Below are 23,818 nucleotides of genomic sequence, written 5' to 3' on the forward strand. Positions count from 1 at the left end.
AGACGAGGACCTCCATGCATCCATCCCTTCCCGCCCCGCGGTCCCGGACCGTGCGGCGGCTCGCCGCCGCGGTGGCCGTCGTGCTGGCGTCGGCACTGCTCTCCGCTCCCGCTTCCGCGGCCGCTGCCGCGGCCGACAAGCTCCAGCCCGCGGCGCGCCAGGCGCTGGCCGGCGGGCGCACCGCCGACCTGATCGTCGAGCTGGTCGAGCGCGCCGACCTGCGCCCGGCGCGCGACCTGCGCACCCACGCCCAACGCACCGCCTACGGGCAGCGGACCCTGTCCGCGCTCGCCGAACGCAGCCAGCGCGGCATCCGGCACCTGCTCACCCAGCGCAGGGTGGACCACCACCCGTTCTGGATCGTCAACGCGGTCCACGTCGAGGACGCCGACGCGAAGCTCGCCGCCGAACTGGCCCGCCGACCCGAGGTGCGCACCGTGCGCACCATGCGCACCTTCCAGCTGCCGAAGCCGACCCCGGCGCAGCAGGCCGCGGCGGCCGCGACGATCGAGTGGAACATCGACCGCATCCAGGCCCCGCAGGTGTGGTCGCAGTACGGCGTACGCGGCGAGGGCATCGTGGTCGCCAGCATCGACAGCGGGGTGCAGTTCAACCACCCCGCGCTGGTCCGCCAGTACCGCGGCAACGTCGGCGACGGAGTGTTCGACCACCGGTTCAACTGGTACGACCCCTACGGCCAGTGCCTCACCGCGCCCTGCGACACCAACGGCCACGGCACGCACACTATGGGCACCATGGTCGGCGACGACGGCGACGGCACCCAGATCGGCGTCGCGCCCGGCGCGCGCTGGGTGGCCGCCCGCGGCTGCGTCGGCAGCGGCTGCACCGAGCTGGCCCTGCTGCTCGCCGGCGAATGGGTGATGGCACCGTTCGACGAGAACTTCACCTTCCGCCCGGACCTCGCCCCGCACATCGTCAACAACTCGTGGGGTTCGCCGGTCAGCGACCCGTTCTACAGCCAGGTGGTCAGCCGATGGATCGAGGTCGGCATCATGCCGGTCTTCTCCGCGGGCAACAGCGGCCCCGACTGCGACACCGTCGGCTCGCCCGCCGACTACACCCAGGCGTACGCGGTGGCCGCGTTCGACGCCGACGGCGCCATCGCCGACTTCTCCAGTCGCGGCACGGCCGCCGCGGAGATCAAGCCCGACATCGCCGCGCCCGGCGTCGCCGTGGTCTCCTCGGTGCCCGGCGGGCGCTACGAGGCGTACAACGGCACCTCGATGGCGGCGCCGCACGTCTCCGGGGCGGTCGCGCTGCTGTGGTCAGCGGCCCCCGAGCTGATCGGCGACATCCCCGCGACCCGGGCCCTGCTCGACGGCGGCGCGGGCGGGGTCGCCGACGCGCAGTGCGGCGGCATCGCGGCCGACAACCCGGTCTGGGGCAAGGGCCGCCTCGACGTGCACGCCGCGGTCGCCGCCGCGCCCCGCGGCCCCCGCGGCACGCTGACCGGCGTCGCCCGCGGGCCCGACGGACCGGTCACCGGGGCGTCGGTGCGGCTCAACGGGCCCAACCGCACCGAGCGGGTGGCCACCACCGACGCCACCGGCCGCTACACCGTCACCGTCCCGCCCGGCACCTACACCCTGACGGTCAAGGCGTTCGGGTTCAGCGACGATGCCACCTCGGCCACCGTGACCGCCGACAGCACCGCGACCGTCGACCTGACCCTCGTCGCGCTGGCCCGGCACAGCGTCACCGGCGTGGTCCGCGACCCGGGCGGCGTGGGCGCCCCCGGCATCTCGGTGAAGTTGCTGGCCACGCCGCTGCCTGCGGTCGTCACCGGGCCAGACGGGGCGTACCGCATCGACAACGTGCCGGTCGGCGGGTACACCCTCACCTTCGGGACGGGCCGCTGCCTCAGCGCGGGCAGCCGGCAGGTGACGGTGGACGGGCCGGAGACGGTCGACCTGTACCCGCCGGCCCAGGTGGACAACTCCGGCTACCAGTGCAACGGCACCACGGCGCCGTTCCCGGCGGGCACCACCGCGCTGGCGCTCACCGGCGACGACGAATCAGCGCAGGTGAACCTGCCCTTCCCGATGCCGTTCTACGGCCGCAACCACACCACCATGTGGGTGGCCACCAACGGGTTCCTCAGCTTCGACCGGGCCGCGGACAACTCCATCAACCGCGAGGTGCCCAACCCGTCCACACCGAACGCGGCGGTCTTCGCGTTCTGGGACGACCTGGTCGTCGACACCCAGGCCACGGTGCGCACCGCCAGCTACGGCGCCGCGCCGGACCGGCGGTTCGTCGTCGAGTGGCGCAACGTGACGTTCTACGAGGACGAGACGCAGCGGGTCACCTTCGCCGTCGAACTGTCGGAAACCGGCGCGGTCACCGTGCACTACGGTGACCTGACCTCCGGAGCCGTGGCCCGCGGCGCGGGCGCGAGCGTGGGCGTGGAGAACCAGACCGGCACCGTCGGGCTGGAGTACTCCCGCGACGTGGCGGCGTTGCGCCCGCACAGCGCGCTCGCGTTCCGGGCGGCCGGGTCCCTGTACGGCACCGTCACCAAGCCCGACGGGTCACCGGCCGCCAACGCACTGATCTCGGCGGCCACCGGGGACACGCCCGCGGTGACCACCACCGCCGCGGCCGACGGCACGTACGTGCTGCACCTGCCGCTGGGCACGTACACCGTGGACGTCTCGCTGGTCACCTTCGGAATCCACCGGTCCACCGTCGTGCTGGACGCCAGCGGCGAGCGGCTGCGCCACGACGTACGGCTGTCGCTCAACGAACGCACGGTGAGCGGCGTCATCCGGGACTCGCTCGGCCAACCGGTGCAAGGAGCTGAGGTGTGGCTCGCGCACAGCGAGCTGCCGACGGTGCGGATGACCACCGGAGCGGACGGGGCGTACCGGTTCACCAAGGTCCCCGAGTCCGACGTGGCCACGTACGTCTACGCCAGCGTCACCGGCTGCCAGCGGGACGGGCGGCTCTACCTGCCGACGATCATCGGCGGCGACGCGGTCAACGACATCACGGTGATCGCCCCGATGGGCGTCATGGACGGCGCCGACGGGTTCGGCTACCAGTGCCTGCTGGGCGGGGTGGAGCCGAGCTTCGCCACCACCACGGTGGCGACCAGCGAGTACGGGCCGCCAACGGCGGTCACGATGCCGTTCGAGTTCCGGCTGTACGGACAGCCGTACCGCACGGCGTACGTGTCCCGCTACGGCTACCTGGCGTTCGAGCCGTCGGACTACCAGAGCGGCTCCAACAGCCCTCTGCCCAGCACGTCCGGCCCGGACGCCGCGGTGTACGCCTTCTGGGACAGCCTGGCCATGGACGCGTCGTCCCGGGTGGCCCACGGCACCGGCGGCACCGCGCCGAACCGGCGCTTCATGGTCACCTGGCAGGACATGTTGCTCGACGGCGAGCGGATCAGCGTCGACGCGGTGGTGCACGAGAACGGCCGGATCGACGTGCAGCACCGGTCCCTGCCCGACACCGCCCGTGGCGACGGCGCGACCGTCGGCATCGAGGACGCCGACTCCTGGTACGCGCAGGAGTACAGCTACCACGACGAGCGGCTGCGCTCCGGACAGTCGGTGCGGTTCCTGCCGCCCGGCACCGTCACCGGCGTCGTCACCAACGCCACGACCGGCGCACCGCTGACCGGGGCGACGGTGGAGTTCCTGCGGCTGGGGGAGGTCGAGGAGGAGGCCGTCACCGACGCCACCGGCACCTTCACGCTGCGGGTGCCCCTGGGCGTGTGGGACCTGGCGGTCAACGCCGCCGGTCACTTCCCCGGCACCGCGCAGCTACGGCTCGACGCGCCGTACGGCACGGTGCGCCGCGACGTGACGGTGACGCCGATCGGCTGACGCCGGCGAGGTGGATGCGGGGTGAAGACCGCCCCGCATCCACCGCCGGTCGGCGCCGGCCACCTGTCAGCAGCTCGTGAGGATGACGAGTTGCTGGGTCGCCCGGGTCATCGCGACATAGCGGTCGACCGCTCCTTCGATGCCCTCGCCGAACGCCTCGGGGTCGACGAGGACGACCAGGTCGAACTCGAGCCCCTTCGCCAGCTCCGGGGTCAGCGACCGGACGCGGGACGTCGCCTGGAATGTGGGATCGCCGATGACGCAGGCGATCCCGTCGGCGTGCGCGGCGAGCCAGGTGTCGAGGATCGAGCTCAGGTCGGCGGCAGATCCGTGTACGACGGGGAGGTCGCTGCTGCGGATGGAGGTCGGCACGTTGGCGTCCGGGAGCACGGCCCGGATGACCGGTTCGGCTTCCGCCATGACCTCTTTCGGCGTCCGGTAGTTGATGCTCAGGGTGGCGAGGTTGATCCGGTCGAGCCCGATCCGCTCGAGCCGTTCCTGCCACGACTCCGTGAACCCGTGCCTGGCCTGGGCGCGGTCCCCGACGATGGTGAAGCTGCGGGACGGGCAGCGGAGCAGCAGCATCTGCCACTCCGCGTCGGTCAGTTCCTGCGCCTCGTCCACGACGATGTGCGCGAACGGGCCGGCGAGCCGGTCCGGGTCGACGCCGGGCAGTGCGGCCTCGTTGACCAGGGCATCCTGCAGATCCAGTTGGCGCAGGCTCGACAGCACACCTTCACCGTCGTCATAGGCATGAGCCTCAATCAGCTCGTCGATGACCGTGGCCCTGCGCTCTCGTTCGACGGCGACAGCGGCGTCGTGCTGGCGGTTGCGCCGTGACGCCTCCGGGTCGCCGAGCCGCTGCCGTGCCGCGTCCAGAAGGGGCAGGTCGGACACCGTCCAAGCCTGGGCGTGTGCGCGCTGCAACTTCTGAACGTCATCAGGGCTGAGCCAGGGAGCGCACTTTCGCAGGTAGGCGGGTACCGACCACAGGTCTCCGACGACGTCGGTCGCTTCGAGCAGCGGCCAGGCGCGGTTGACGGTTGTGAGCAGTTCCCTGTTCTGTAGCAGCGACCTGCGGACCAAATCGTCCGGCTCGTCGCCGTCGTACTTCTCCATCAGGATCGTCAGCAGCTCTTCCCAGATCTCGTCCCGCGCCTCGTTGTGCGGGGTACCGGGTCCCGGCGCCTCGAACGCCTCGGCCCAGTCGTCGGCGCTCAGCCAGATGGTGGATTCGCCGATCGTGACCGTCATCCCCTTGGCCGGCGGTTCCTCGTAGAACCTGACGGCCGCCTCGATCGCCTTCACCAGGTCCGCGGACGACTTCAGGCGCGCCACGTCCGGGTCGGTTTCCATGGTTGCCGCCGCGCCCTCGGGCACGAGGTCCCGCAGGGTGCAGGTCTGCACGTCCTCCTCGCCGAGGCTGGGCAGGACGTCGGCGACGTAGGCGAGGTAGGGCTGGTGCGGACCGACGAACAGCACGCCGCCCCGGCGGTGACCGAGGCGAGGGTCGGCGTAGAGAAGGTAGGCGGTGCGGTGCAGAGCGACGACGGTCTTCCCCGTACCCGGACCGCCGTCGACGACGAGCGCGCCGCTCGATCCCGCGCGGATGATGGCGTCCTGGTCGGCCTGGATGGTGCTGAGCACGTCTCGCATCCGGTTGGACCGGCTGCCGCTCAAGCTGGCGATGAAGGCGGACTGGTCGTCGAGCGCGGCGTGCCCTTCCAACCCGTCCGAGGTGAATATCTCGTCCCAGTAGTCGGTGATCCGGCCGCGGGTCCAGCGGTACCTGCGGCGGCTTGCCAGACCCATCGGGTTGGCGTGGGTCGCCCCGAAGAACGGCTCAGCCGCCGGGGAGCGCCAGTCGAGCAACAGCTGACGACCCGCGCTGTCCCTGAGGCCGAATCGTCCGACATACACCGGCTCGGAGTTGTCCGCGGTGACCATGCGTCCGAGGCACAGGTCCAGGCCGAAGCGACGCAGCCCCCGGAGGCGAGCGGTCAGCCGGTGGATCTCCTGGTCCCGGTCCACCGCCCGCCGGCCCTTGCCGCCGGGCGCCTTGCGCGCGGCATCGAGGCGGTCGGACAGGTCGGCGATCGACTGCTCGAGGCTCTCCGCGATGACCGCGAAGTGTTGCTCGTCGCGGGCGATCAGCGTCGGGTCGGCCTTGGGGGAGAGGTGGTCGGGAAGGTCGAAAACGGTGGTAGGCAGGGTGTTCACGTCATCAGCTCCGATGTGAGGTCGCTTGCGATGGGAGACGAGTGCGGCGGCACGGATCGGAACGCGGCGCCCGTCACGGCCGCGACGACCTGCCGTACGCGTCGTCGTGCCGCCCAGGACGCGGACGTTGCGCATCGGCGGCAGGCCGATCGACGCCTGGCGGGTGCCGAGCCCCGCGCAGAACAGCGCGTGGTAGCTCTACGCGTCCAGGTCCGACAGCACCCGGTTGTCGGTCACGTCCGGCGGGAACGTCCGGCCCGGCAGTGGGTGCGGCGGGTGATGCGGTGACGGCAGCATGACCACGACCGGCACGTCGCCCAACCGGTCCGGGCGCGGCAGCCTGGCGGGCGGCCTGCGCAGGCCCGCTCCACCGCGTGTGCTACGTCGCCATCCCCACCCGATCGAGCTTGGGTAGCCCCTTCCTGTCGGTGAAGGCCATCCATGAAACCGCGCTCCCGCGCGGCCCGATCGTCGACAACAACACGCGCATTTTCGCTACCCCCCGTTTCACCGGTTTGGCCTCGGCCGGCCATTCTGCGGCACGACCGGGGTCTTGCGGCAAGCCCCCCGATGCGGTATATGTTGAAAATGGAAGGGAGTGGTTCCTTCCCCTTCCCTTGATCGTCCGCTGGACGGACAACCTCTCCGCAAGCGGCGGTGCGCCGCAAAACGAGAGTTCCTCACCCTCTTCAGCGGGCTCCGCTCGAAAGTCGTCAAGAGTGCCGCCATTCATGGATCTCGTCGCCGCGTCGCACGAGCGCTGGGCGGAACTCACCAGATAAATGCACGACACGGAGCACGCCGGCGATGCCAGCACCGAATCCGTAGAAGGGTCGGCCGGCTGCTGGTCGGTACGGGTCAACCAGGGGTACGGGAAACGCCTCGGGTGCCCTCGACTGCCGATGAGCGGACATCCGATCTTCCAGGGGCAGGAGCGTCTACCAGGGCGAGGCCGGCTGCGTCGCGTGTTGTCAATCTGCGGGTGCCGGCTCGGTGGGCCGTGGGGTGAAGAAGCGGATGATGTCGTCGGCTGCGGTGGGGGACAGCATCATCGCCTGGACTCGTGCGGACATTTCGGCGATCGGGTGGGTTCTGGTGAACATCGCCTTTTCGTACGCCTGGATCGCCGAGTCGGGGTCGGCGGGGTTGGTGGCGAGTTCGGCGGCGAGTTCGGCGGCGTCGAGCATGGCTTGGTTGGCGCCCTCGCCGACCGGCGGCATGAGGTGCGCGGCGTCACCGATGAGGGTGATGCCCGGCTGGTGGGCCCAGCGTGTACCGGTGGGCATCGCCTCGATCCTGCGTGGCGTCGGCGGGCTGTCGCCGGCTTCGATGAGTGCGGTGAGGCTGGGGTCCCAGCCATCGAACATGTCCAGCAGAGCGCGCTTGCTGCGGTAGGTGTCTAGGTGGCGATCGTCCGCGAGTAGGGAGATCCCGACTCGGATGCTGCCGTCGCCGAGGCGTTGCGCTGCCAGGATCTGGTTCACGCCGATGCACCAGAAGTTTCCGGGGCCGACCAGCTCGGCGAGATCCGGGTGGCGCCGGTCGACGTCGCTGATGCTGAGCTCGACCAAGGTGGCCACGGAGGACAGTGTCGCGTCGGTCAGCAGCGACCGGACGACCGAACGTGCGCCGTCCGCGCCGATGAGGACGTCGCAGTCGGCGCTGTGGCCGCCATCGAACGTCAGCCCGAAGCCTCCGTCGGGTCGTGGCGTCGCCGCGACGAGCCGGTGCTGCCAGGCCACCACGTCGCCGGGGAGCGAGTCGAGCAGAAGATCACGCAGTGCGCTGCGGTCGATCTCGGGGCGTCCGGAAAATGAGCCGGGTTGTGGCTTGTGGTGCACGAGGGTGCGTCCGGCCGGGTCGAGGATGCGATGTTCCTCGCCCTCCGGCCGTGCCTCGGACCGGAATCGGCCGGCGAGGCCCGCATCGGCCAGGGCCCGTTGGCCGGACTCCGGGTGCAGGTCGAGCGATCCGCCCTGTGATCGCGCGGATCGGCTTGCCTCGCGTTCGTACACCACCGCGTCGATGCCGTGCCGGTGCAGGATTCGGGCCAGCGTCAGGCCCCCGAGGCCACCGCCGGCGATCGCAATTCGCATCATCATCCCCTTTACCGTACGCTGTATCGCATGGATACGCCGTACGGTAGCGCACCGCTGCCCGTCTGGGAACGGCCCGAGCCTCAGCCGCGGGCGGCACCGGTGCCGCTGAGCCGCGCGAAGATCGCCGCCACGGCGATCCGGCTCGCCGACGCACACGGCCTCGACGGGCTATCGGTCCGCAAGATCGCCAAAGAGCTCGGTGTCGGTCCGATGCGGCTCTACGACTACGTGATCAACAGATCCGAACTGCTCGATCTGATGGTCGACGCCGTGTATGCCCAGATCGCCGAGGCCGGCCAGCACTCCGAGTGGCGCGCCACGGTGCTAGCCCTCGCCCAAGCGACCCGCGAAGCCGCCCTTGACCATGAGTGGTTCGCCGACCTGCTCGGCGCAAGGCCACACTTAGGACCTCACGCGCTCGCCGTGGGCGAATCGACCGCGGCGGCGCTCAGCCAGGCCCCCGGCGTGCGCGGTATCGACGATCTCCAGCGGGCTGTGGGCGCCCTCAACGCGTTCATCGTCGGAGCACTCCGCAGGGAGATCACCGAGCGACGCACCGCCCGTTCAACCGGCACCGACGTGTCCGCTTGGCAGGCCGCACTCGGGCCCTACCTGACACGCATGCTCGAGACAGGCCGCTACCCCACCATCGCCCGGCTCGTCATCGACGGCGCCCACCTCAACGCCGAGGAAACCTTCCACCACAACCTGATCACCATCCTGGACGGCATCACCAGCCATCCCCGCACGTGACCTACTGCTCGCAGGCCAGTACCGGCTGAACACCGATACGCCTCGATCAGACACTCGGATCTGCCGCCGGTCGGGCGTTACGGCACGCGACGGAGGAGCGGCTGCGGCCAGCGTGGTCGTGCTGGGAAGCGCACTGGAACATATCGGGACAACGCTCCGGCTTGAGCATCTGACACCGGGGCCCGTACTGGACAAGTCCGTTCGCGAGGGTAGGCGTCCGGCGCGTCTCGGGCCGCGGTTGCGGATTCCTCCGCCCATCTCACCGGTGGGCGAAGATGAACCCGCCCTCGATGTTCGGGGCTGGGCGGTGCGTCATCTCGGCCTCGACGGTGAAGCCGGCGGCGTCCAGCCAGGCCGCGACCCGATCCGTTGGGCGGCGGTGCACGTAGACGTTCATCGGGTGTCCGCCGTAGCCCTCCGTCTTGAGCCGACTGCCGTCGCCGGCGTAGAACCCGAGCAGCATGATCGCGCCGGGCCGCAGCACCCGGTGGAACTCGGCAAGGACCGCCGGTACCTCGTCGTCGGGGACGTGGATCAGGGAGAACCAGGCGAGCAGGCCGGTCAGGCAATCGTCGGCCAGTTCGAGGCGCGTCATGGAGCCGACCTCGAAGCGTAGGCCGGGATGGTCCCGCCGGGCCACGTCGATCATCGCGGGTGACAGGTCGATGCCGAACGCGTCCAGGCCGATGCTGTGCAGGTGGGCTGTGATCCGGCCGGGGCCGCAGCCGACGTCGGCGACCGGCCCGTTCCCCTGGGCGCGGACCAGTTCGGCGAAGAGCGCGAGGACGCCCCGCTGGAACGGTTCGCGGGCGAGGGCGTCGCGCAGCAGGTCGGCGTAGCTGACCGCCACCGTGTCGTAGGAGGTCCGGGTGTCGTCGAGCCAACCGGGAACGCGCATGCGCTGCACGATAGCCCCGACTCGCCAGCGGCGTCGGTCTGGCCGACACCATGATCGATCTGCGTAACTTCGTCCCCAGCTCCTGATCGCGTGCACGGATCTGCCGCCGATCGATCGAACCGCTGGTAGCTACCGGTCGACCTGCCAGCCGACGCTGGCCGGCGGGTGACCGTGATCGACGATGTGTTCCACGGTCGCGAGCGCTTGCCCAAGCGGAACAGTGTCTCGGTCGCTGTATGAGTCGTGCTGCCCGTTGCTGAGGACGAACCCGTCCTGTTGGCCGGTCCCGGTCGGGTCGATGGCGTGCTCACCGGGGTCGCCCGGTTCATCCAGCAGCATGACCAGGGCGCGGGTGCCGTTGCTAACGACAGCGAGCAGTCGTCCTCGGTCGTGCTCGAACCACGTTTCTAGCCTTCCGTGGCCGATTCGTCTCCGAACGACGTCAGCAGCCTGCACACCGGTCAACGGCGCCTGACAGTCCGGCTCGCGCCAGTGGTCATCCATGTGGCGGAACGGTATCGGCTACCCGCTCGTGAAGCCACTCTTCTGCCGCTGGTCGCGCGTTGACAGCTCAGAACGTGCGGGACATCCGCTTCTGCCGATGTGAGTGCTTCGGCAGCAGGTATCCCTACCGACGGTCGGCCAAGACCACCGCAGTACCGAATCCCATACACCAGGCCAAGGACGTCGCTTCCTCGAGCGCACCTCCGAGGGCCTCGGCCTCGGGGAATTGTCGGGCGCGTTGGGCGAGGTAGGCCGACAGTTGGGTGCTGAACGAGGGTGTGGCCTCGTCGACGAGATCAACGAGGGCGAACAGGTACATCCGGTTGAGGTCGGATAAGACCCCGTCGCTGGTCAGTCGATCGCTAGGGAAGGAACCAAGGAGCAATTGGCCGAACGCGTAGCCACACTCCGCTGCATCTCGCTCGGCATGAAGGGCTGGCTCCGGTGCCCCGTCTGCAGCCTCCGAGGCGATGAAGGCGGCGATCGCCGCACGGGGAACCGCCTCGGTGACCTGCGGTTCACCAACCTCGTTGAGACAACCCACCGGGTCTGAATCGTCAGACCGAAGACGTTCGAGCACATCGGGACCCAGGACAGCATCCGGCGGCAGCAAGTCCGTGCGGTCTTCGTAGTTCACTGATGGATTATCGCGTCAGGTCGCCAGGAAGCGCACTGACATGAAACTGGGCTTGACTGATCGGCGGCAGCATCGGGGCGAAGCTCCGATGAAGGTCGTCTCCGCCGGTCGGGTGGTTATGCCGCGGGGTTGAGTTCGACGGTGTACCCGAGAGTTTCGATCTTGCGCTTGATTTTGGCGGCGAGGGCTTCGGGGTCTTCCTCGCGGCGGGTGTAATAGTCGGCGCCGAGATCCTGGTAGGTGCCGCCGTGGGTCAGCAGGTGCCAGACGATGGTCAGGATGGTGTGGGCGACGGCGACCGCCGCTTTGGGTCCGGACTTCTTACCCATCCGCCTTTTCATCCTTCGCAGTCGGGCGCCGAGTCGGCTGTGGGTGTGGTCGGTGGCCCAGGCCGCCTCGACCAGGATGGTGCACAGGTGGGCGTTGCCGTGGCGAGTCTTGCCGCTGCGGCTCTTGCCGGCGGATTCGTGGTTGCCCGGACACAGTCCGGCCCAGGAGGCCAGGTGCGCCGGGGTCGGGAACCGCGACATGTCCGTACCGATCTCACCGATGATCGCCCGGGCGGCGTGCTCGCCGACGCCGGGGATGCTCATCAACCGTTGGCAGGCGTCAGCGAAAGGGGCGGTCGCCGCTGCGATGCGGGCATCCAACCGGTCGATCATCGCGTCGAGATGGTCGATGTGGTCCAGGTGCAGCTCGCATAACACCCCGTGATGGGCCGCGAAGCGACCGGCCAGGGCCAGAGTCAGGTCCGGGATCTTGCGGCGCAGGGTCCGCTGGGCCAGGTCGGCAAGGACCGCAGGGTCACGCTCACCATCGATCAGTGCTCTGATCATCGACCGGGACGACACGCCGAGCACATCGGAGGCCACTGAATCGAGCTTGATCCCGGCGTCTTCGAGCACCTTGCGCAGCCGTTGGCCTTCCCGGATGCGCTCCTCCACCAGGGTGCGCCGGTATCGGCACAACTGGCGGATAGCGGCGATCTCCGCCGGCGGGACGAAGCTGCCCCGCAGCAGCCCCACTTCCATCAGCTGGGCCAGCCACTGGGAGTCTTTGACATCGGTCTTGCGGCCCGGGACGTTCTTGACGTGCTGGGCGTTGCACAACACGATCTCCAGGCTGTCCGGTTCGGCCAGGGCGTGGAAGACGGGCATCCAATACACGCCCGTGGATTCCATCGCCACGTGGGTGACGCCCTCGTTGACCAGCCAGGCGGTCATCTCCCGCAGCGCTGCGTAGAACGTGGCGTAGCGGCGCACCTGGGTGCGGCGCTGACCCGGCCGCTGGCCCGGAGTGCGTACCGCCACGGTGATCTGTTTCTTGTGGACATCAATGCCCGCGACCCGCTCGTAGACGATCTCCATGACGCCCCTCCCGGCGACACCCCGTCGACCACACCAGCGCGTCGCCCGCGGAGCCCGCGATCAACATCAAGAAACTGACATCCGCGCTCGTAGCAGCAACCCGGGGTCCCTACCGGGGCGGGCTCCAGCGTCACTCTCTCATCCGGACACGAAGTGCCAAGTGCGTACGACGTCTGCGGGCGACGCATCTACCAGTTTCAGCCCCTGCGGGCGCCTCCGCCAGGAGGCATGATCTCTCTCATGCCGCTGATTGCGCGGTCATGCCGATGAGGGGATGCCTTGTCCGCGCCTGAGGAGTGACGGGCGCCTGATGCCTTGGGGTGTAGCAGTCGGTAGCGGGAGCCCGGGCATCTCGCCTTACGACGGAGGTGGAACGTCTCGTCGCGAAGCAGCAATCACAAAATTTCTGACCGGATGACCAGCGGGCTCTGTGACGGCTCCTCTCCTGTCAGCGCCACATGGTTGGATGCAGGCCGGTGATCAGGAGAGGGAACCATGACGCGCACCACCCCACCGCGTCCGTTGGATGTGGTCTCGTTGTTTCCGGAACTGGCAGCGAGGGCCAGGACCGCCACCCGCCTTCATCCCCGCCCAGGAGACCCGACCGTGCATGACAGCTCGGTGGGTGGGCCTTTGCTGTGGCCGGTAGGCGAGGCCTGGCCGACATGCAGCGACGAGCACGAGCCGTACGAGTTGACGACGCTGGAGGACGTCCGCACGCGTCGACGCATCCTCGCCGCGGCGTGGCAACGGCCCAGGCCGCCGGGAACGAATCTGCTCACTCCCGATGAGAAGGTGGTCGTAGACCGCGTAGATGCTGGTTACGACCCGGCGCTGCTGCCGGTGGAGCCGCTGCCGCTCATCCCGCTGGCGCAGCTCTACGCCCGGGACGTCCCTGATCTGCCCTGTCCCGATGGCACGGACATGCTTCAGGTGCTGTGGTGCCCGTTCGACGAAATCATGGATGCCCGGTCGGCGGTGCACCTACGGTGGCGGCGGTCCACAAGCGTGCGGAACCTGCTGATGCACCCGCCCGAGCCGGCCTTCGTCGGCCAGGGCTATTACGTGCCGGAACCTTGCGTTCTGTACCCAGAGCAGGTCATCGAGTACCCGGCTTATCACGAGCTGGATGACAAGCTGGCGGAACGCATCATTTCTCGAGAAAGGCAGCTCCTCCAGTCACCGGACGAGAAGCAACCGGGTTACAGGGGCGATCTGTCAATCGCTCCCGGTTGGAAGGTCGGTGGCTGGTCCGCCTTCTTTACCTTCCGGAGCCCGGCGGGGCCTGATGAGCTCCGGTGCTGCGGCGCTCCGCTGGAACCCCTTCTCACCATCCCCAGCGACGAATGGGACGGCGACAGCCGCAGCTGGCGTCCCATCACTGAGGAGGACGAGTCGGTCGACCACACCCCGACCCAGGTGGAAATTGGTCGTGGCTACACACTCCAGGTCTACCGGTGCACCGCCTCGCAGGAGCACCCACCGGTCACCATCATGCAGTAACTGAGTCGATGCACGCTCATGCCGCGAGTCGCTCGTTACGCACGGTCACCTGCCTTAGCTCCGTTGACCGTGCTGTCGTGCCGAATTGAGTGCGGTCAGTGTGTTTGGGTCTCCCAGACCGGCTGCTGGGGCTCGTCGTTGTGCACGATGATGTCGACGTGATCGGTCGGGCGGACCGTAGCGAAGTAGAGCTGTTGGGAGGGGATGTAACGCTCGCGCCAGCGCCGTTCGACTTCGGCCCGAGATGACACCCGGCGCTCTCGGATCACGGCACGATCCACGGTCTTCTCGAGCGCGGTCGACACGAAGATGCGCAGATCCCACCGATCAATCAGTTCCGGGCGCATGAGGAAGACGCCGTCGAAGACCAGCACGGCGTCGGCGGGGGCCGTCGTGACCGGAGGGGACATCGCAGTATCCGCTGTGCGGTCGTAGACCGCGTACTGGAAGCGTCGATCTCCGCCTGGGCCGAGCGGATCGAGCAGAACCCGGTTCAGCGCGTGGTAGTCGTGGGTGTCGAAGTAGCAGCCTTCGGCCGAGTACTCGCCGCGCGGATAGCGCTGTGCCCGGGGGAAGAGGAAATCGTCGATCGTCGCGCGGATGACGTCGCGGCCCTGTGCGCGCAAGACGACGGCCAGCTCGTCGGCGAGCGTGGTCTTGCCTGCGGCGGGCGGTCCGTCGATGGCAACCCGCGTCGGGTGTGCGAGTGTGACGGACCCGACTGCCTCAGCCAGGCGACCGAGCACCTCGTCGCGGGTGCCTTGGTCCATGTCCTGCCCCGTCCTAGTCTCGCGAAGGTCGCCGTGTCGAGCCGACCTTATGCCCGCCAGCCTTTTCGCGCCCGCCACTCCCCGAGTGAGCGAGATTGCCGAATGCGGAAGTGGCTGCGGTCGCGGCGCAAACGGACTGTCATGCCGGCGCTGGTCGCTCGGTATAGCGTGACCCGTCATGCCGCTGACCGCGGGACTTTGCCGATGAGCAGTCATCCGGGACGGGCGCCTCACCCTGCCCTTGACAGGACCTCACTCCATATCAGTCGGGCCGCGATGGTCAGACGGAGGCGAGAAATGCCCGCACCCGCTCCATGAGCAGTGCGGCCGCCTCAGGGTCGTACGCATCGAGCGAGGAGTCGGCGAAGAGGTGCTGGTCGCCGGGATAGACGAATAGCTCGGCGGCGGCCGTGGAGCCGGCGAGCTCGCGTGCGGCCGGCAGGTCCTCGTCGAAGAACTCGTCACCCTCCTTGCCGTGGATCTGCACCGGCACGCCCTCGGGCCACGTCTCTCCGAATTCCGAGACCGGGAGGCAGGAATCCATGAGGAGTGCCCCGCGAGCACCGGGCCGGGTCTGCGCGAGCCGCTGGGCGATCGTCACGCCGAAGGAGAATCCGGCGTAGACGAGCCCGGGGCCGAGTTCGTCGGCCGCGGCGGCGCCGCGCTCCCGGATTGCGTCGAGCCCCAGCTCTCGAGCGAATCCGAACCCCTCCTCGATGCTGCCGAACGTGCGGCCGTCGAACAGGTCCGGTGTGTGCACGGTGTGCCCGGCCTGTCGCAGGCTGTCGGCGAAGCTCCGGACCCCGTCGGTCAGGCCTTGGATGTGGTGGAAAAGCAGCACCTCGGTCACGGCGTTGAACTCCTCGCGAACGATCGAAATTTTTGGAACGTTCCGCGATGCTAGTTTGTTATGCCATGGCGGACAACCCACCGGACTACGAGCTCGCCGATCGGATGGCGCTGACCAGGCCGGACCAGGTGAAGGCCATCGGCCACCCGCTCCGTACGGTGATCCTGCAGCTCCTCCACGAGCGGGCCGCGACCGTGACCGAGCTCGCGGCCGCGGTCGAGCGCCCCAAGAGCACGGTCGCGCACCACGTGGACGTGCTTGCACGGAGCGGCCTGCTCCAGGTGGTGCGCACGCGGAAGGTGCGGGCGATCGAGGAGCGCTTCTACGGGCGTACCGCGCGCATGTTCTACGTGGCGGCGGAGCCATCACCCGCTGGCGAACAGATGCCGGGCGACTTCAACGACTTCGAGGTGGCGGCACGCGAGTCCGCGAAGGCGTTCGAGCAGGGAAAGCTCTGGGGCTTCATCCGGCATGCGCGCATTTCGGAGGATCAGGCCTCTCAGTTCTGGGACCGGATGGCGGAACTGGTTGATGAGTTCGACCGGATGCCGAGGTCCGGCGAAACCATGTACGGGTTCACGATCGGCATCTATCCCACCGACCACCCGACCCTGCCGACGGCGCAGTGATCCACCTACTTGAGAATCGCGGACGGCCTGATCGTGCACCTGGTCAAGCTGTCTGCTGCCGCCGTCACTGACGATCGATCCGCCGGCAGACCAAGTCAGGCCCCCCACCGTGTCCAGCTCGACGTCCTCGGATAGCCGGACATCGGGTACGACCTCCCCGTGCCAGCAGCCGGTGATGCCTCGGAGCGGAGTCTCGCAATCGGCAACCCAAGACACGCCTCGCATTGCGGCTTGCACGGTCATCAGAATGCTGCTGATCCTGTCGTTTGGCGTGGCGGAGTGCCCGATCTGCCGCTGGTCGTGCGCACCGTCTCATCGAACTTCTGTCGCGGTGCTTAGATGCAATGACCTATCCTGCGGCCGTGGTTGTCGACTCACGGACAAGGACCAGCGCCGCGTTTCACCCCCGTTAGGTGGCCGCGTCCGCGGCCCAAGAAGGGGCAACCATGTCTCGTACGGACAAAGACGGTTCGCATCACCCGCGAACGGGCCTGCGGCGGCTAATCGGTGGTGGAGGCCCGCCGCGCTGGTTCACCAACGCTGTCTGGACCAGCAGGGAGCGCCAGACGGCGAGAGCCGCATGCCGCAACGCTGCGAAGGAACATCGCGGTAACGGGATAGTCGACACCATCCCGACCACCCAGCAGCACCGACATTGTGCCCAGTGGCTCTGGTGGTGACGTGTGACGCTTGCCGACCTCCGCGCGCCATCTCCAATCGCCCGCCGATTTCTACCCGTGGTCGCGCCGATCAGACCGACGTCCGGATCTGCCGCCGACCGTGCGTCACGTGGACGACTAAGCCGTTGTGGCTCGGGCACCGGCGGTGTGCTGCTGGTTTGCTGCCGTGTGCCGGACGACCTGGATACCGGCGGTCGTGGTGGTCACGAGTGCCACGGATGCGGCGACCAGCAGCAGGGTGGTCTCGGCCAGGACAGTGCGCATGTACTCGCCCCCGTTTGCGGTGGCGGACAGGTACTGCACGGCTGCGATCAGGTTGAGGGGTACGGCGACGATCGCGCTCATCCGCCACCACGCCACTGGCTCTGTGGGTGCGACCGGTGGTCCGGTGCTCCGGGCCCGGATGACCCAGTTGGCGACGCCGGCCCAGGCGGTAAGCAGCGTGAGAAACAGCAGACAAAACATCGCTGCGGACAACTCGTGAAGCGGCACGATGGTGTCGAGCATGTCCACCGTGCCGGACCCGTCGTGGGTCACTACGCCGATCCGGTGCTCGTACGCCGCGAGGGCGACGATGGTGTGGAAGACGTCAACGACCGTGAGGGCGACAAGGGTGGTCACGGCGGTGCGGGCACCGGGCATCTGGCGACGATAGCTGAAGGGGAAACATCGCTTGAGCGCTGATCGTTAGTTCACGGGTCGCCTCGTAGAGTCCACGCTCGCGTGCACGGATCTGCCGCGATCCACGCGGTCATGCCGACTTGAGGGCGTTGATCGCGGTCTCATGCTGGTCTTCGGCACGGGAACGACTCCGTGAGACCGAACGCTAAGATCGCCGGATGCTGTTCAAGGCGGACCTGGGCAAGCGGGTCGACAACTTGGTCGGCGCGGTGGACAGCCGCGACGACAAGCGGTTTAGCGCGGCCCTGCGGGGCATCGCGGGCGCCACGCCGAAGGCGCGCCCTGACGAGGTCGACGCGGCCCTGACCAGGTTGACTTCGGTGCTCGCCGAGATCCCGCTCGGGATGGGCGGCGACCTGGCCCAGATTGCCGGCAGCATGGCGGACTACGGCACCGATGCGGCGGTGGTGGTGGTGCCGACGCTCGTTAGTCGGGCCGCCAACGCGATGGAGCAGGCGGCACGCTTCGCCGAGTTGTACGGTGCGGTGTTTGGGGACCTGCCCGACCCCGATGATGCGGGGCAGATCGGCCCGACGATCGAGCGGTTCGTCGAGACGGCGCCCAATCGGGGGATGGCCCAGCCGGACGCCTATAACCTGGTGCAGGCGTGGTTCTCCGGCGGCAAGTGGGTTCAGCCGGTGCTGTACCTCTCGCAGCGCAAGGACGTGCGGGACGTGCTGCCCGAGCGGCCGCGGCTCACCGCCGCCATCGACGCGACGCGTGAGCACATCGGCACGGCGCATTGGTTGTACGGGCTGCTGCTTGTCCTGGACGACGAACCGCTGGTCGTGCTGCACCGCGCGACCCGACGCGGCTATCGGGTGACGATAAGCGGCGTCGGCGACAACTTTCAGCTGCACACGCTCCTCGCCGCCGCCCTGATCGGCGACGAGTCGCAGGGCCTGGTGCCCGGTCAACGGCCAAGCGCCGCGGAGATCGCGGCGGCCTCCGACGGCGAGGACTTGACACCGGCAGGCGGCATCCGAGGCAACTTCAACCTGGTCGACGCCCACGGCGAATGGATCTGGAACGAGGGTCGTCCTGCGGATATCCCGAGGCTGGAAGGAAAGCGAGTCGTCGTCATCGATCCGCCGCCGTACCCGCGGAGTTGGAACGCCGGCCGGCCATACCCGTTGATGCGCCCGACGGTAACCGTGGATGGCATGCTGCCGGCCGATGAGGCCGCGCATTGGCTCGGTCTGGTCAAACCTTCGCAGCGCGGGTAGCCCTCACACCGGTTCCGGCCTGACAGGGCCATGAAACCTTCGCAGGGGTCGGCTGGCGCTACGAGCGCCGACGCCCGCCAGCTGAGCTGCCGAGTATGTGCCGTCTCGATTGATCGAGGCTGACTTGCGCTTCTGCCGCTGGTCCCGCGGTCACTGGTGGAAGCGCGGCGGGCAGCGGGTTTATGGTGGCCGGATGCTTGACCTGAGCCGGCTAGACCTGGAGGAGATCGCCGCCGCGCTCGAGGACCAGACCGACTACGAGCACCGATGGCTGATCAACCCCCAGACCGGCGAGACCGTGTTCTGGACGACGGACGGCGGCATCGATGGACACACGCCCGTCGACCTTGACGACCTCGACCTGATCGGCATCGACCCGCTGCCGTCCTACGTCTGGTACCAGGACATGGCCGACTTCGCTGACAGGATCAGTGACGCGGCGGCCGGCCGCAGACTCGCGCGAGCGATCCAGGGCAAGGGCGCCTTCCGCCGGTTCAAGAACGAGTTGCACGACGAGTATCCGCACCTGCTGTCGGCGTGGTACGCCTTCCGCGGCGTGCGCGCGAAGCGGCGGGCGGTTGAATGGCTGGTCGACAACTCGCTGGTCGACGACGAAACGGGCGAGCGTTTCGTGGCCGAGCACCGAGATCCCGACGTTCCATGAGCTGGCGCCCGCGCCGCGCGACTTCGTGTACGACGAACCCACGCATCTGCCGCCGACTGGGCGTCACGGTGCGTCACGAATTCGCGGTGGCACTCGAGGCGCGGTCGTGCCGGTGACCCGCGCACCCGGACAACGTCCGCTCGTGCCGAGATCAGTGCACCCGATCATGCCGATGACAAGACGTACGAGTTCTGTCCGAGCCAGAGCGGAGACCGGTCAGTGGACCGACGAGTTTCGGGCGCGGGCACGGTCTAACCCGTGACAAGGCCGGAAGGGAGAAGGCATGGGCAAGGTGACGTCGCGCGATGGGACGACCATCGCGTTTGACCGGGCGGGTGAGGGGCCGGCCCTCATCCTGGTGGACGGGGCGATGTGTTATCGGGCGTTCGGGCCGATGCCGCCGCTTGCCCAAGTCCTGGCGCCGGACTTCACGGTGTATGCATATGACCGCCGGGGGCGGGGTGAGAGCGGCGACAGCGCACCGTATGCGGTCGCCCGCGAAGTCGAGGATCTCGAGGCGCTGATTGAGGCGGCCGGCGGCTTGGCGTATGTGTACGGCATCTCTTCCGGTGCGGCCCTAGCCATGGAGGCGGCGGCGAGCGGCCTGACGATCAGGAAGCTGGCGCTGTATGAGCCGCCCTACACCGCCGAGGGCGTAGACACCGAGGGTGTGAAGGAGAGCAACAGGAAGCTCAACGAGCTGCTCGCGGCCGGTCGCCGTGGTGATGCGGTCGAGTTCTTCATGTCGGGCGTTGGCATGTCCACCGACGCGATCGCCGGGATGCGGCAGTCGCCCATGTGGTCGGTGTTCGAGGGCGTCGCGCACACGATCGCCTATGACTTCGCGGTGCTCGGTGACGGCACCGTGCCACGCGAGCGGGCCGCGCTCGTCGCCGTTCCCGCGCTCGTCGCCGACGGTGGTGCGAGCCCGGACTTTCTGCGCCGCCCGGCCAAGGCGCTCGCTGACGCGATCCCCACCGCGAAGTACCAGACCTTGGAGGGCCAGACGCACCAGGTGGCGCCGGACACCATCGCTGCCGTGCTGAAGGAGTTCTTCCTGTCGCACGCGGAGCGGGCATGAGCCCGGCGTGAAAATGGCCGCGGGCATAGCCGAGCACAGATCCCCGGCGTGTTCGCGCCATCGTTCTCTGCTGGTCCTGTACGAGGTGCCATCCCCGCCGTGAGCCGGCAGATCACCGTGCTCTTCTGCCGCCGACCGCGCGTCACGCAGCGTCACAGAGGGTTGATCAAGCCAACGTCCGGTCGGGCCGAGATGAGGGTGCCCGAGTGGTGGGGGATGTCCATATGGGATTCGTCAAGCGACGCCCACCGGCAGTAGCACAACCAGTCCGGGATTCCCGACTCCGGGCGGCTTTACTCCACCTTTATTTCCGGTGACAGGTGACCAGCAGCGCTCGGGATTTCGGTCGGCTCCACCGAGGGCTGGTCACCGTGGGTGGGGGTGGTCGGGGGCGTCGCGTTCGCCGGACTCGGCGGTGCGCTGGCGGTTTCCAGCCGGTCCTATCAGCGGCGGTCGACGGTGCCAGAGAATCGACCGCAGACGTCCTGACATGCCGCGCGGAGGGCGTTGGCGCTGGCTTTGACTGGTGACGCACCGTGAGGTATGACTACCTCTCCCGCTTCCGGTCCCGGCGTCGTCTCTCCTGATCGTGTTGTTCTCCGTGCGGCGGTTTCTGCCTATCTCGGTCGGTACCGCGGTGACTCGCGGCTGCACACCGAGTCCGACCTACGCGTCTTCCTGACCTGGTGCACCCACCAGGACCTGGAGCCCCTGTTGGCCGCACGCGTGGACATCGAGCGGTACGTACGCTGGCTGCAGGACGTACGCCACTTCCAGCCCTCGACCGTCTCCCGCCGCCTGTCGGTGGTGGTCGGCTTCTACCGCGTCTGCGTCATCGACGGCATCCTGCCGCACTCCCCGGCCGACTACGTCCGCAGACCGGTCGTGCCACCCGAATCACCCACCCTCGGACTCGGTCACCTGCAGTTCGAGGCCCTGATCACCGCAGCACGGCTGTCGGCCAACCCGAACGACTTCGCCCTGATCGCCATGCTCGGCCTGCTCGGATTGCGGATCTTCGAAGCCTGCGGTGCAAACATGGGCGACCTCGGCGAGGAACACGGCCACCGCGTCCTACGCGTTCCTGGCAAGGGCGGCAAGGTCGTCCTCGTTCCGCTGCCGCCCGCCGTGGCCAGGGCCGTGGACCGTGCGGTCGACGGCCGCCTTGATGGTCCGATCCTGCGCAACACTCTCGGGGTCCGGATGGATCGGCATGCGGCAACCCGTCGGCTCCGGCATTTGGCGGCCGTCGCCGGGATCCGGATGCCGAGGATGCACCCGCACATGTTGCGCCACACGTTCGTCACCACCATGCTCGACGCTGGCGTGAGCCTGCGCGACGTGCAGATCGCCGCCCGTCACGCCGATCCGCGGACGACCATGCGCTACGACCGCGCCCGCAAGAACCTCGACCGGCACCCCAACTACATCCTCGCCGCCTATATGGCTTCTGGAACGTAGCGACCACAACGAGCGGATCTGCCGATGAGCGCGCATCTGGCAATGGCCGTTGTGCAGGGCGTGCTCCTCGCCGCTTCGCCGACCATGAGCTGTGACCATCTCGACGACGTGGTGATCAGCGAGCGGCAGTCATGGCTGCAGCGTCGTTGGCGTGGCTGTCGAGGAGGGCGAGGAAGGCGTTCGCCGCGGGCGTACGGTCGAACCGGCTCCAGATGACGTACTCGACGCGGGCCGGCGCGTCCGTGACGTCGATGGTGGTCACGCCGGTGAGTTGCGGCGCGTATGCGGACGGGAGCATGGCCACGGCGAGTCCCTGCTCGACCAGCTGGGATATGAGGTAGGCGGTGGTGACCTCGAAGGCGACATCGCGGGTGAGGCCGGCGGCCGCGAAGGCCTGATCGGACTGGATCCGCCCGGCGGTTTTGGTGGGTAGGTCCACGAACACCTCGGAGGAGAGCCGACGCAGGCTGACCGCTGACTCGGCAGCGAGGGGATGGTCCGGGGCGACCACGGCGACGAGCCGGTCGCGGGCGAGTTCGCGGGCGTTGACGCCCTCGGGCCGCGTGGTGGTGGGCAGCCCGAGGAAGGCCACCTCGATGGCGCCCTGCTTGACCTGCTCGACGAGGTCCTCGCTCGCGCCCACACGGAGGTTAATGCGTACGGACGGGTACCGCTGGCGGAAGTCCCGCAGGACGCCGGCGAGGTCGACCGCGGCGACGGTGGGAATCAGGCCGACTGCCAGCCGTCCGCGCACCTCACCGGCGGCCGCGGCGACCTCGGCGGCCGCGCGCTCCGCGGCGTCCAGGCACTGACGGGCGGCGGGCAGGAACGCGGCGCCGGCCGGGGTCAGCCGGACACGCCGACTGGTGCGCTCGAAGAGCTTCGCGCCCAATTCCCGTTCCAGGCGCGCGATCTGGTGGCTGAGCGCGGATTGCACCACCAGGCACCGCTCGGCGGCCCGGGTGAAGCTGTTCGTCTCGGCGACCGCGATGACGTAGCGCATCTGCTGGAGCTCCATAGATCAATCCTGGTTCACGATCGATGAGATGACAAACATGCGTTGGACTCATTGATCAATTCCGGGTGAAACTTCGAGCAGGACTGGTAACTCACAGCCACTATCCGGGCCAGAACCCCACGTCGAGCGGCCATTCGCGGAACCTCGCGGTCGATGACCACGGGCAGCCGACGGCAACACATCTCACTCGAGAGGACGACCCCACCATGAACATCACTGCACCCGAGCGGCCGGCGGAGACCGTCGCTGACGTCTGGGTCGACCCCCGCTGCCCCTGGGCGTGGATCGCCTCCCGCTGGCTGTTCGAGGTCGAACAGGTCCGATCCATCGAGGCGCGCTTTCACGTGATGAGCCTCTCGGTGCTCAACGAGGGCCGCGAGGTGCCGGAGAAATACCGCAAGGCGATGGTCGAAGGCTGGGGCTCGGTGCGTGTCTGCATCGCCGCCGAGCAGCAGCACGGCCCCGAGGCGCTGCGGGCGCTCTACATCGCGATGGCCACCCGGATTCACCACCATAAGGCCGGCCTGGGCCGGGACATGATCCTCGCCTCGCTCGCCGACGTCGACCTGCCGGTGGGACTCGCCGAAGCGGCGGACACGACCGACTATGACAAGGCTCTGCGGGAAAGTCATCACGCCGGCATGAACCCGGTCGGCTCCGAGGTCGGCACTCCCGTCATCCACGTTCCCGGGGCCAGCGGCGAACTCATCGCGTTCTTCGGTCCGGTGATGTCTCCGGCACCGCGAGGCGAGGCCGCCGGCCGGCTCTTGGACGGCATCCTCGCCCTGGCCGGCACCGACGGCTTCTTCGAGCTCAAGCGGACTCGCGACCGCGATGCCCTTTTCGACTAGAAGCAGGTCGAACGTCAACCCCTGCTGGTGCCCGACGTCGGCGCCCGAAATCTCGAAAAGGAAGGCGGT

19 protein-coding genes are annotated in these 23,818 nt (G+C 68.5%); 9 read left to right on the top strand and 10 right to left on the bottom strand.

Annotation, left to right across the window (positions count from 1 at the left end; translation table 11 throughout):
• The first annotated feature begins 14 nt into the window (after nucleotides 1-14).
• Entirely contained in the window at nucleotides 15-3,857 is a 3,843-nt protein-coding gene (locus ACVCAH_RS30265; RefSeq protein ID WP_447139646.1) for a carboxypeptidase regulatory-like domain-containing protein, read from the top strand.
• A 66-nt stretch (nucleotides 3,858-3,923) separates the two neighbouring features.
• On the opposite strand, the gene helR is transcribed toward ACVCAH_RS30265, so the two are convergent.
• On the bottom strand, nucleotides 3,924-6,068 hold the full coding sequence (helR, locus tag ACVCAH_RS30270) for an RNA polymerase recycling motor ATPase HelR (RefSeq protein WP_447139674.1): 2,145 nt from the start codon (nucleotides 6,066-6,068) through the stop codon (nucleotides 3,924-3,926).
• A 980-nt stretch (nucleotides 6,069-7,048) separates the two neighbouring features.
• Nucleotides 7,049-8,332, bottom strand: coding sequence for an FAD-dependent oxidoreductase (locus tag ACVCAH_RS30275; RefSeq protein ID WP_447139647.1), 1,284 nt, complete (start codon nucleotides 8,330-8,332; stop codon nucleotides 7,049-7,051).
• On the opposite strand from ACVCAH_RS30275, the gene ACVCAH_RS30280 reads away from it, so the two are divergent.
• Complete coding sequence (locus ACVCAH_RS30280; RefSeq protein WP_447139648.1) at nucleotides 8,276-8,929, top strand: TetR/AcrR family transcriptional regulator; 654 nt, start codon at nucleotides 8,276-8,278, stop codon at nucleotides 8,927-8,929. The genes ACVCAH_RS30275 and ACVCAH_RS30280 overlap by 57 nt on opposite strands.
• A gap of 259 nt (nucleotides 8,930-9,188) precedes the next feature.
• Here ACVCAH_RS30280 and ACVCAH_RS30285 read toward each other — a convergent pair whose 3' ends face one another.
• From ACVCAH_RS30285 to ACVCAH_RS30300, 4 genes are all read right to left on the bottom strand, one after another.
• A complete protein-coding gene (locus ACVCAH_RS30285) occupies nucleotides 9,189-9,827 on the bottom strand; it encodes a class I SAM-dependent methyltransferase (protein WP_447139649.1) in 639 nt (212 codons plus the stop codon).
• 129 nt (nucleotides 9,828-9,956) lie between these two features.
• Nucleotides 9,957-10,331 carry a hypothetical protein gene (locus ACVCAH_RS30290; RefSeq protein ID WP_447139650.1) on the bottom strand — a complete coding sequence of 125 codons (375 nt, stop codon included), beginning with the start codon at nucleotides 10,329-10,331 and terminating at the stop codon, nucleotides 9,957-9,959.
• Between the two features lie 124 nt (nucleotides 10,332-10,455).
• A complete protein-coding gene (locus ACVCAH_RS30295; RefSeq protein WP_447139651.1) occupies nucleotides 10,456-10,968 on the bottom strand; it encodes a hypothetical protein in 513 nt (170 codons plus the stop codon).
• 116 nt (nucleotides 10,969-11,084) lie between these two features.
• The gene (locus ACVCAH_RS30300; protein ID WP_447139652.1) at nucleotides 11,085-12,335 is read right to left on the bottom strand and encodes an IS110 family transposase; all 1,251 of its coding nucleotides are present in this window, start codon (nucleotides 12,333-12,335) and stop codon (nucleotides 11,085-11,087) included.
• 495 nt (nucleotides 12,336-12,830) lie between these two features.
• Between ACVCAH_RS30300 and ACVCAH_RS30305 the strand changes: the two genes are divergently transcribed.
• Entirely contained in the window at nucleotides 12,831-13,838 is a 1,008-nt protein-coding gene (locus tag ACVCAH_RS30305; RefSeq protein WP_447139653.1) for a hypothetical protein, read from the top strand.
• A gap of 95 nt (nucleotides 13,839-13,933) precedes the next feature.
• On the opposite strand, the gene ACVCAH_RS30310 is transcribed toward ACVCAH_RS30305, so the two are convergent.
• Both ACVCAH_RS30310 and ACVCAH_RS30315 read right to left on the bottom strand, forming a co-directional pair.
• Entirely contained in the window at nucleotides 13,934-14,608 is a 675-nt protein-coding gene (locus ACVCAH_RS30310) for a cytidylate kinase family protein (RefSeq protein WP_447139654.1), read from the bottom strand.
• 280 nt (nucleotides 14,609-14,888) lie between these two features.
• Complete coding sequence (locus ACVCAH_RS30315) at nucleotides 14,889-15,458, bottom strand: dienelactone hydrolase family protein (protein ID WP_447139655.1); 570 nt, start codon at nucleotides 15,456-15,458, stop codon at nucleotides 14,889-14,891.
• Between the two features lie 65 nt (nucleotides 15,459-15,523).
• Between ACVCAH_RS30315 and ACVCAH_RS30320 the strand changes: the two genes are divergently transcribed.
• Nucleotides 15,524-16,087, top strand: coding sequence for an ArsR/SmtB family transcription factor (locus tag ACVCAH_RS30320; RefSeq protein WP_447139656.1), 564 nt, complete (start codon nucleotides 15,524-15,526; stop codon nucleotides 16,085-16,087).
• A gap of 797 nt (nucleotides 16,088-16,884) precedes the next feature.
• On the opposite strand, the gene ACVCAH_RS30325 is transcribed toward ACVCAH_RS30320, so the two are convergent.
• Nucleotides 16,885-17,409 carry a hypothetical protein gene (locus ACVCAH_RS30325; protein WP_447139657.1) on the bottom strand — a complete coding sequence of 175 codons (525 nt, stop codon included), beginning with the start codon at nucleotides 17,407-17,409 and terminating at the stop codon, nucleotides 16,885-16,887.
• A 197-nt stretch (nucleotides 17,410-17,606) separates the two neighbouring features.
• Between ACVCAH_RS30325 and ACVCAH_RS30330 the strand changes: the two genes are divergently transcribed.
• The 4 genes from ACVCAH_RS30330 (at nucleotide 17,607) to ACVCAH_RS30345 (ending at nucleotide 21,880) form a co-directional block, all read left to right on the top strand.
• Nucleotides 17,607-18,674 (top strand): hypothetical protein, encoded by a 1,068-nt coding sequence (locus tag ACVCAH_RS30330; protein WP_447139658.1) that lies wholly within the window; start codon nucleotides 17,607-17,609, stop codon nucleotides 18,672-18,674.
• A gap of 109 nt (nucleotides 18,675-18,783) precedes the next feature.
• Nucleotides 18,784-19,338, top strand: a complete 555-nt coding sequence (locus tag ACVCAH_RS30335) for a UPF0158 family protein (protein ID WP_447139659.1) — start codon at nucleotides 18,784-18,786, stop codon at nucleotides 19,336-19,338.
• 283 nt (nucleotides 19,339-19,621) lie between these two features.
• A complete protein-coding gene (locus tag ACVCAH_RS30340; RefSeq protein WP_447139660.1) occupies nucleotides 19,622-20,419 on the top strand; it encodes an alpha/beta fold hydrolase in 798 nt (265 codons plus the stop codon).
• 714 nt (nucleotides 20,420-21,133) lie between these two features.
• Nucleotides 21,134-21,880, top strand: a complete 747-nt coding sequence (locus tag ACVCAH_RS30345; protein ID WP_447139661.1) for a tyrosine-type recombinase/integrase — start codon at nucleotides 21,134-21,136, stop codon at nucleotides 21,878-21,880.
• A 115-nt stretch (nucleotides 21,881-21,995) separates the two neighbouring features.
• Here ACVCAH_RS30345 and ACVCAH_RS30350 read toward each other — a convergent pair whose 3' ends face one another.
• Nucleotides 21,996-22,898 (bottom strand): LysR family transcriptional regulator, encoded by a 903-nt coding sequence (locus tag ACVCAH_RS30350; RefSeq protein WP_447139662.1) that lies wholly within the window; start codon nucleotides 22,896-22,898, stop codon nucleotides 21,996-21,998.
• Nucleotides 22,899-23,104: 206 nt separating this feature from the next.
• Here ACVCAH_RS30350 and ACVCAH_RS30355 point away from each other — a divergent pair, with 206 nt between their 5' ends.
• Nucleotides 23,105-23,749 carry a mycothiol-dependent nitroreductase Rv2466c family protein gene (locus ACVCAH_RS30355; RefSeq protein ID WP_447139675.1) on the top strand — a complete coding sequence of 215 codons (645 nt, stop codon included), beginning with the start codon at nucleotides 23,105-23,107 and terminating at the stop codon, nucleotides 23,747-23,749.
• Nucleotides 23,750-23,818 lie beyond the last annotated feature (69 nt).

This window comes from Micromonospora sp. LZ34 (assembly GCF_052981855.1).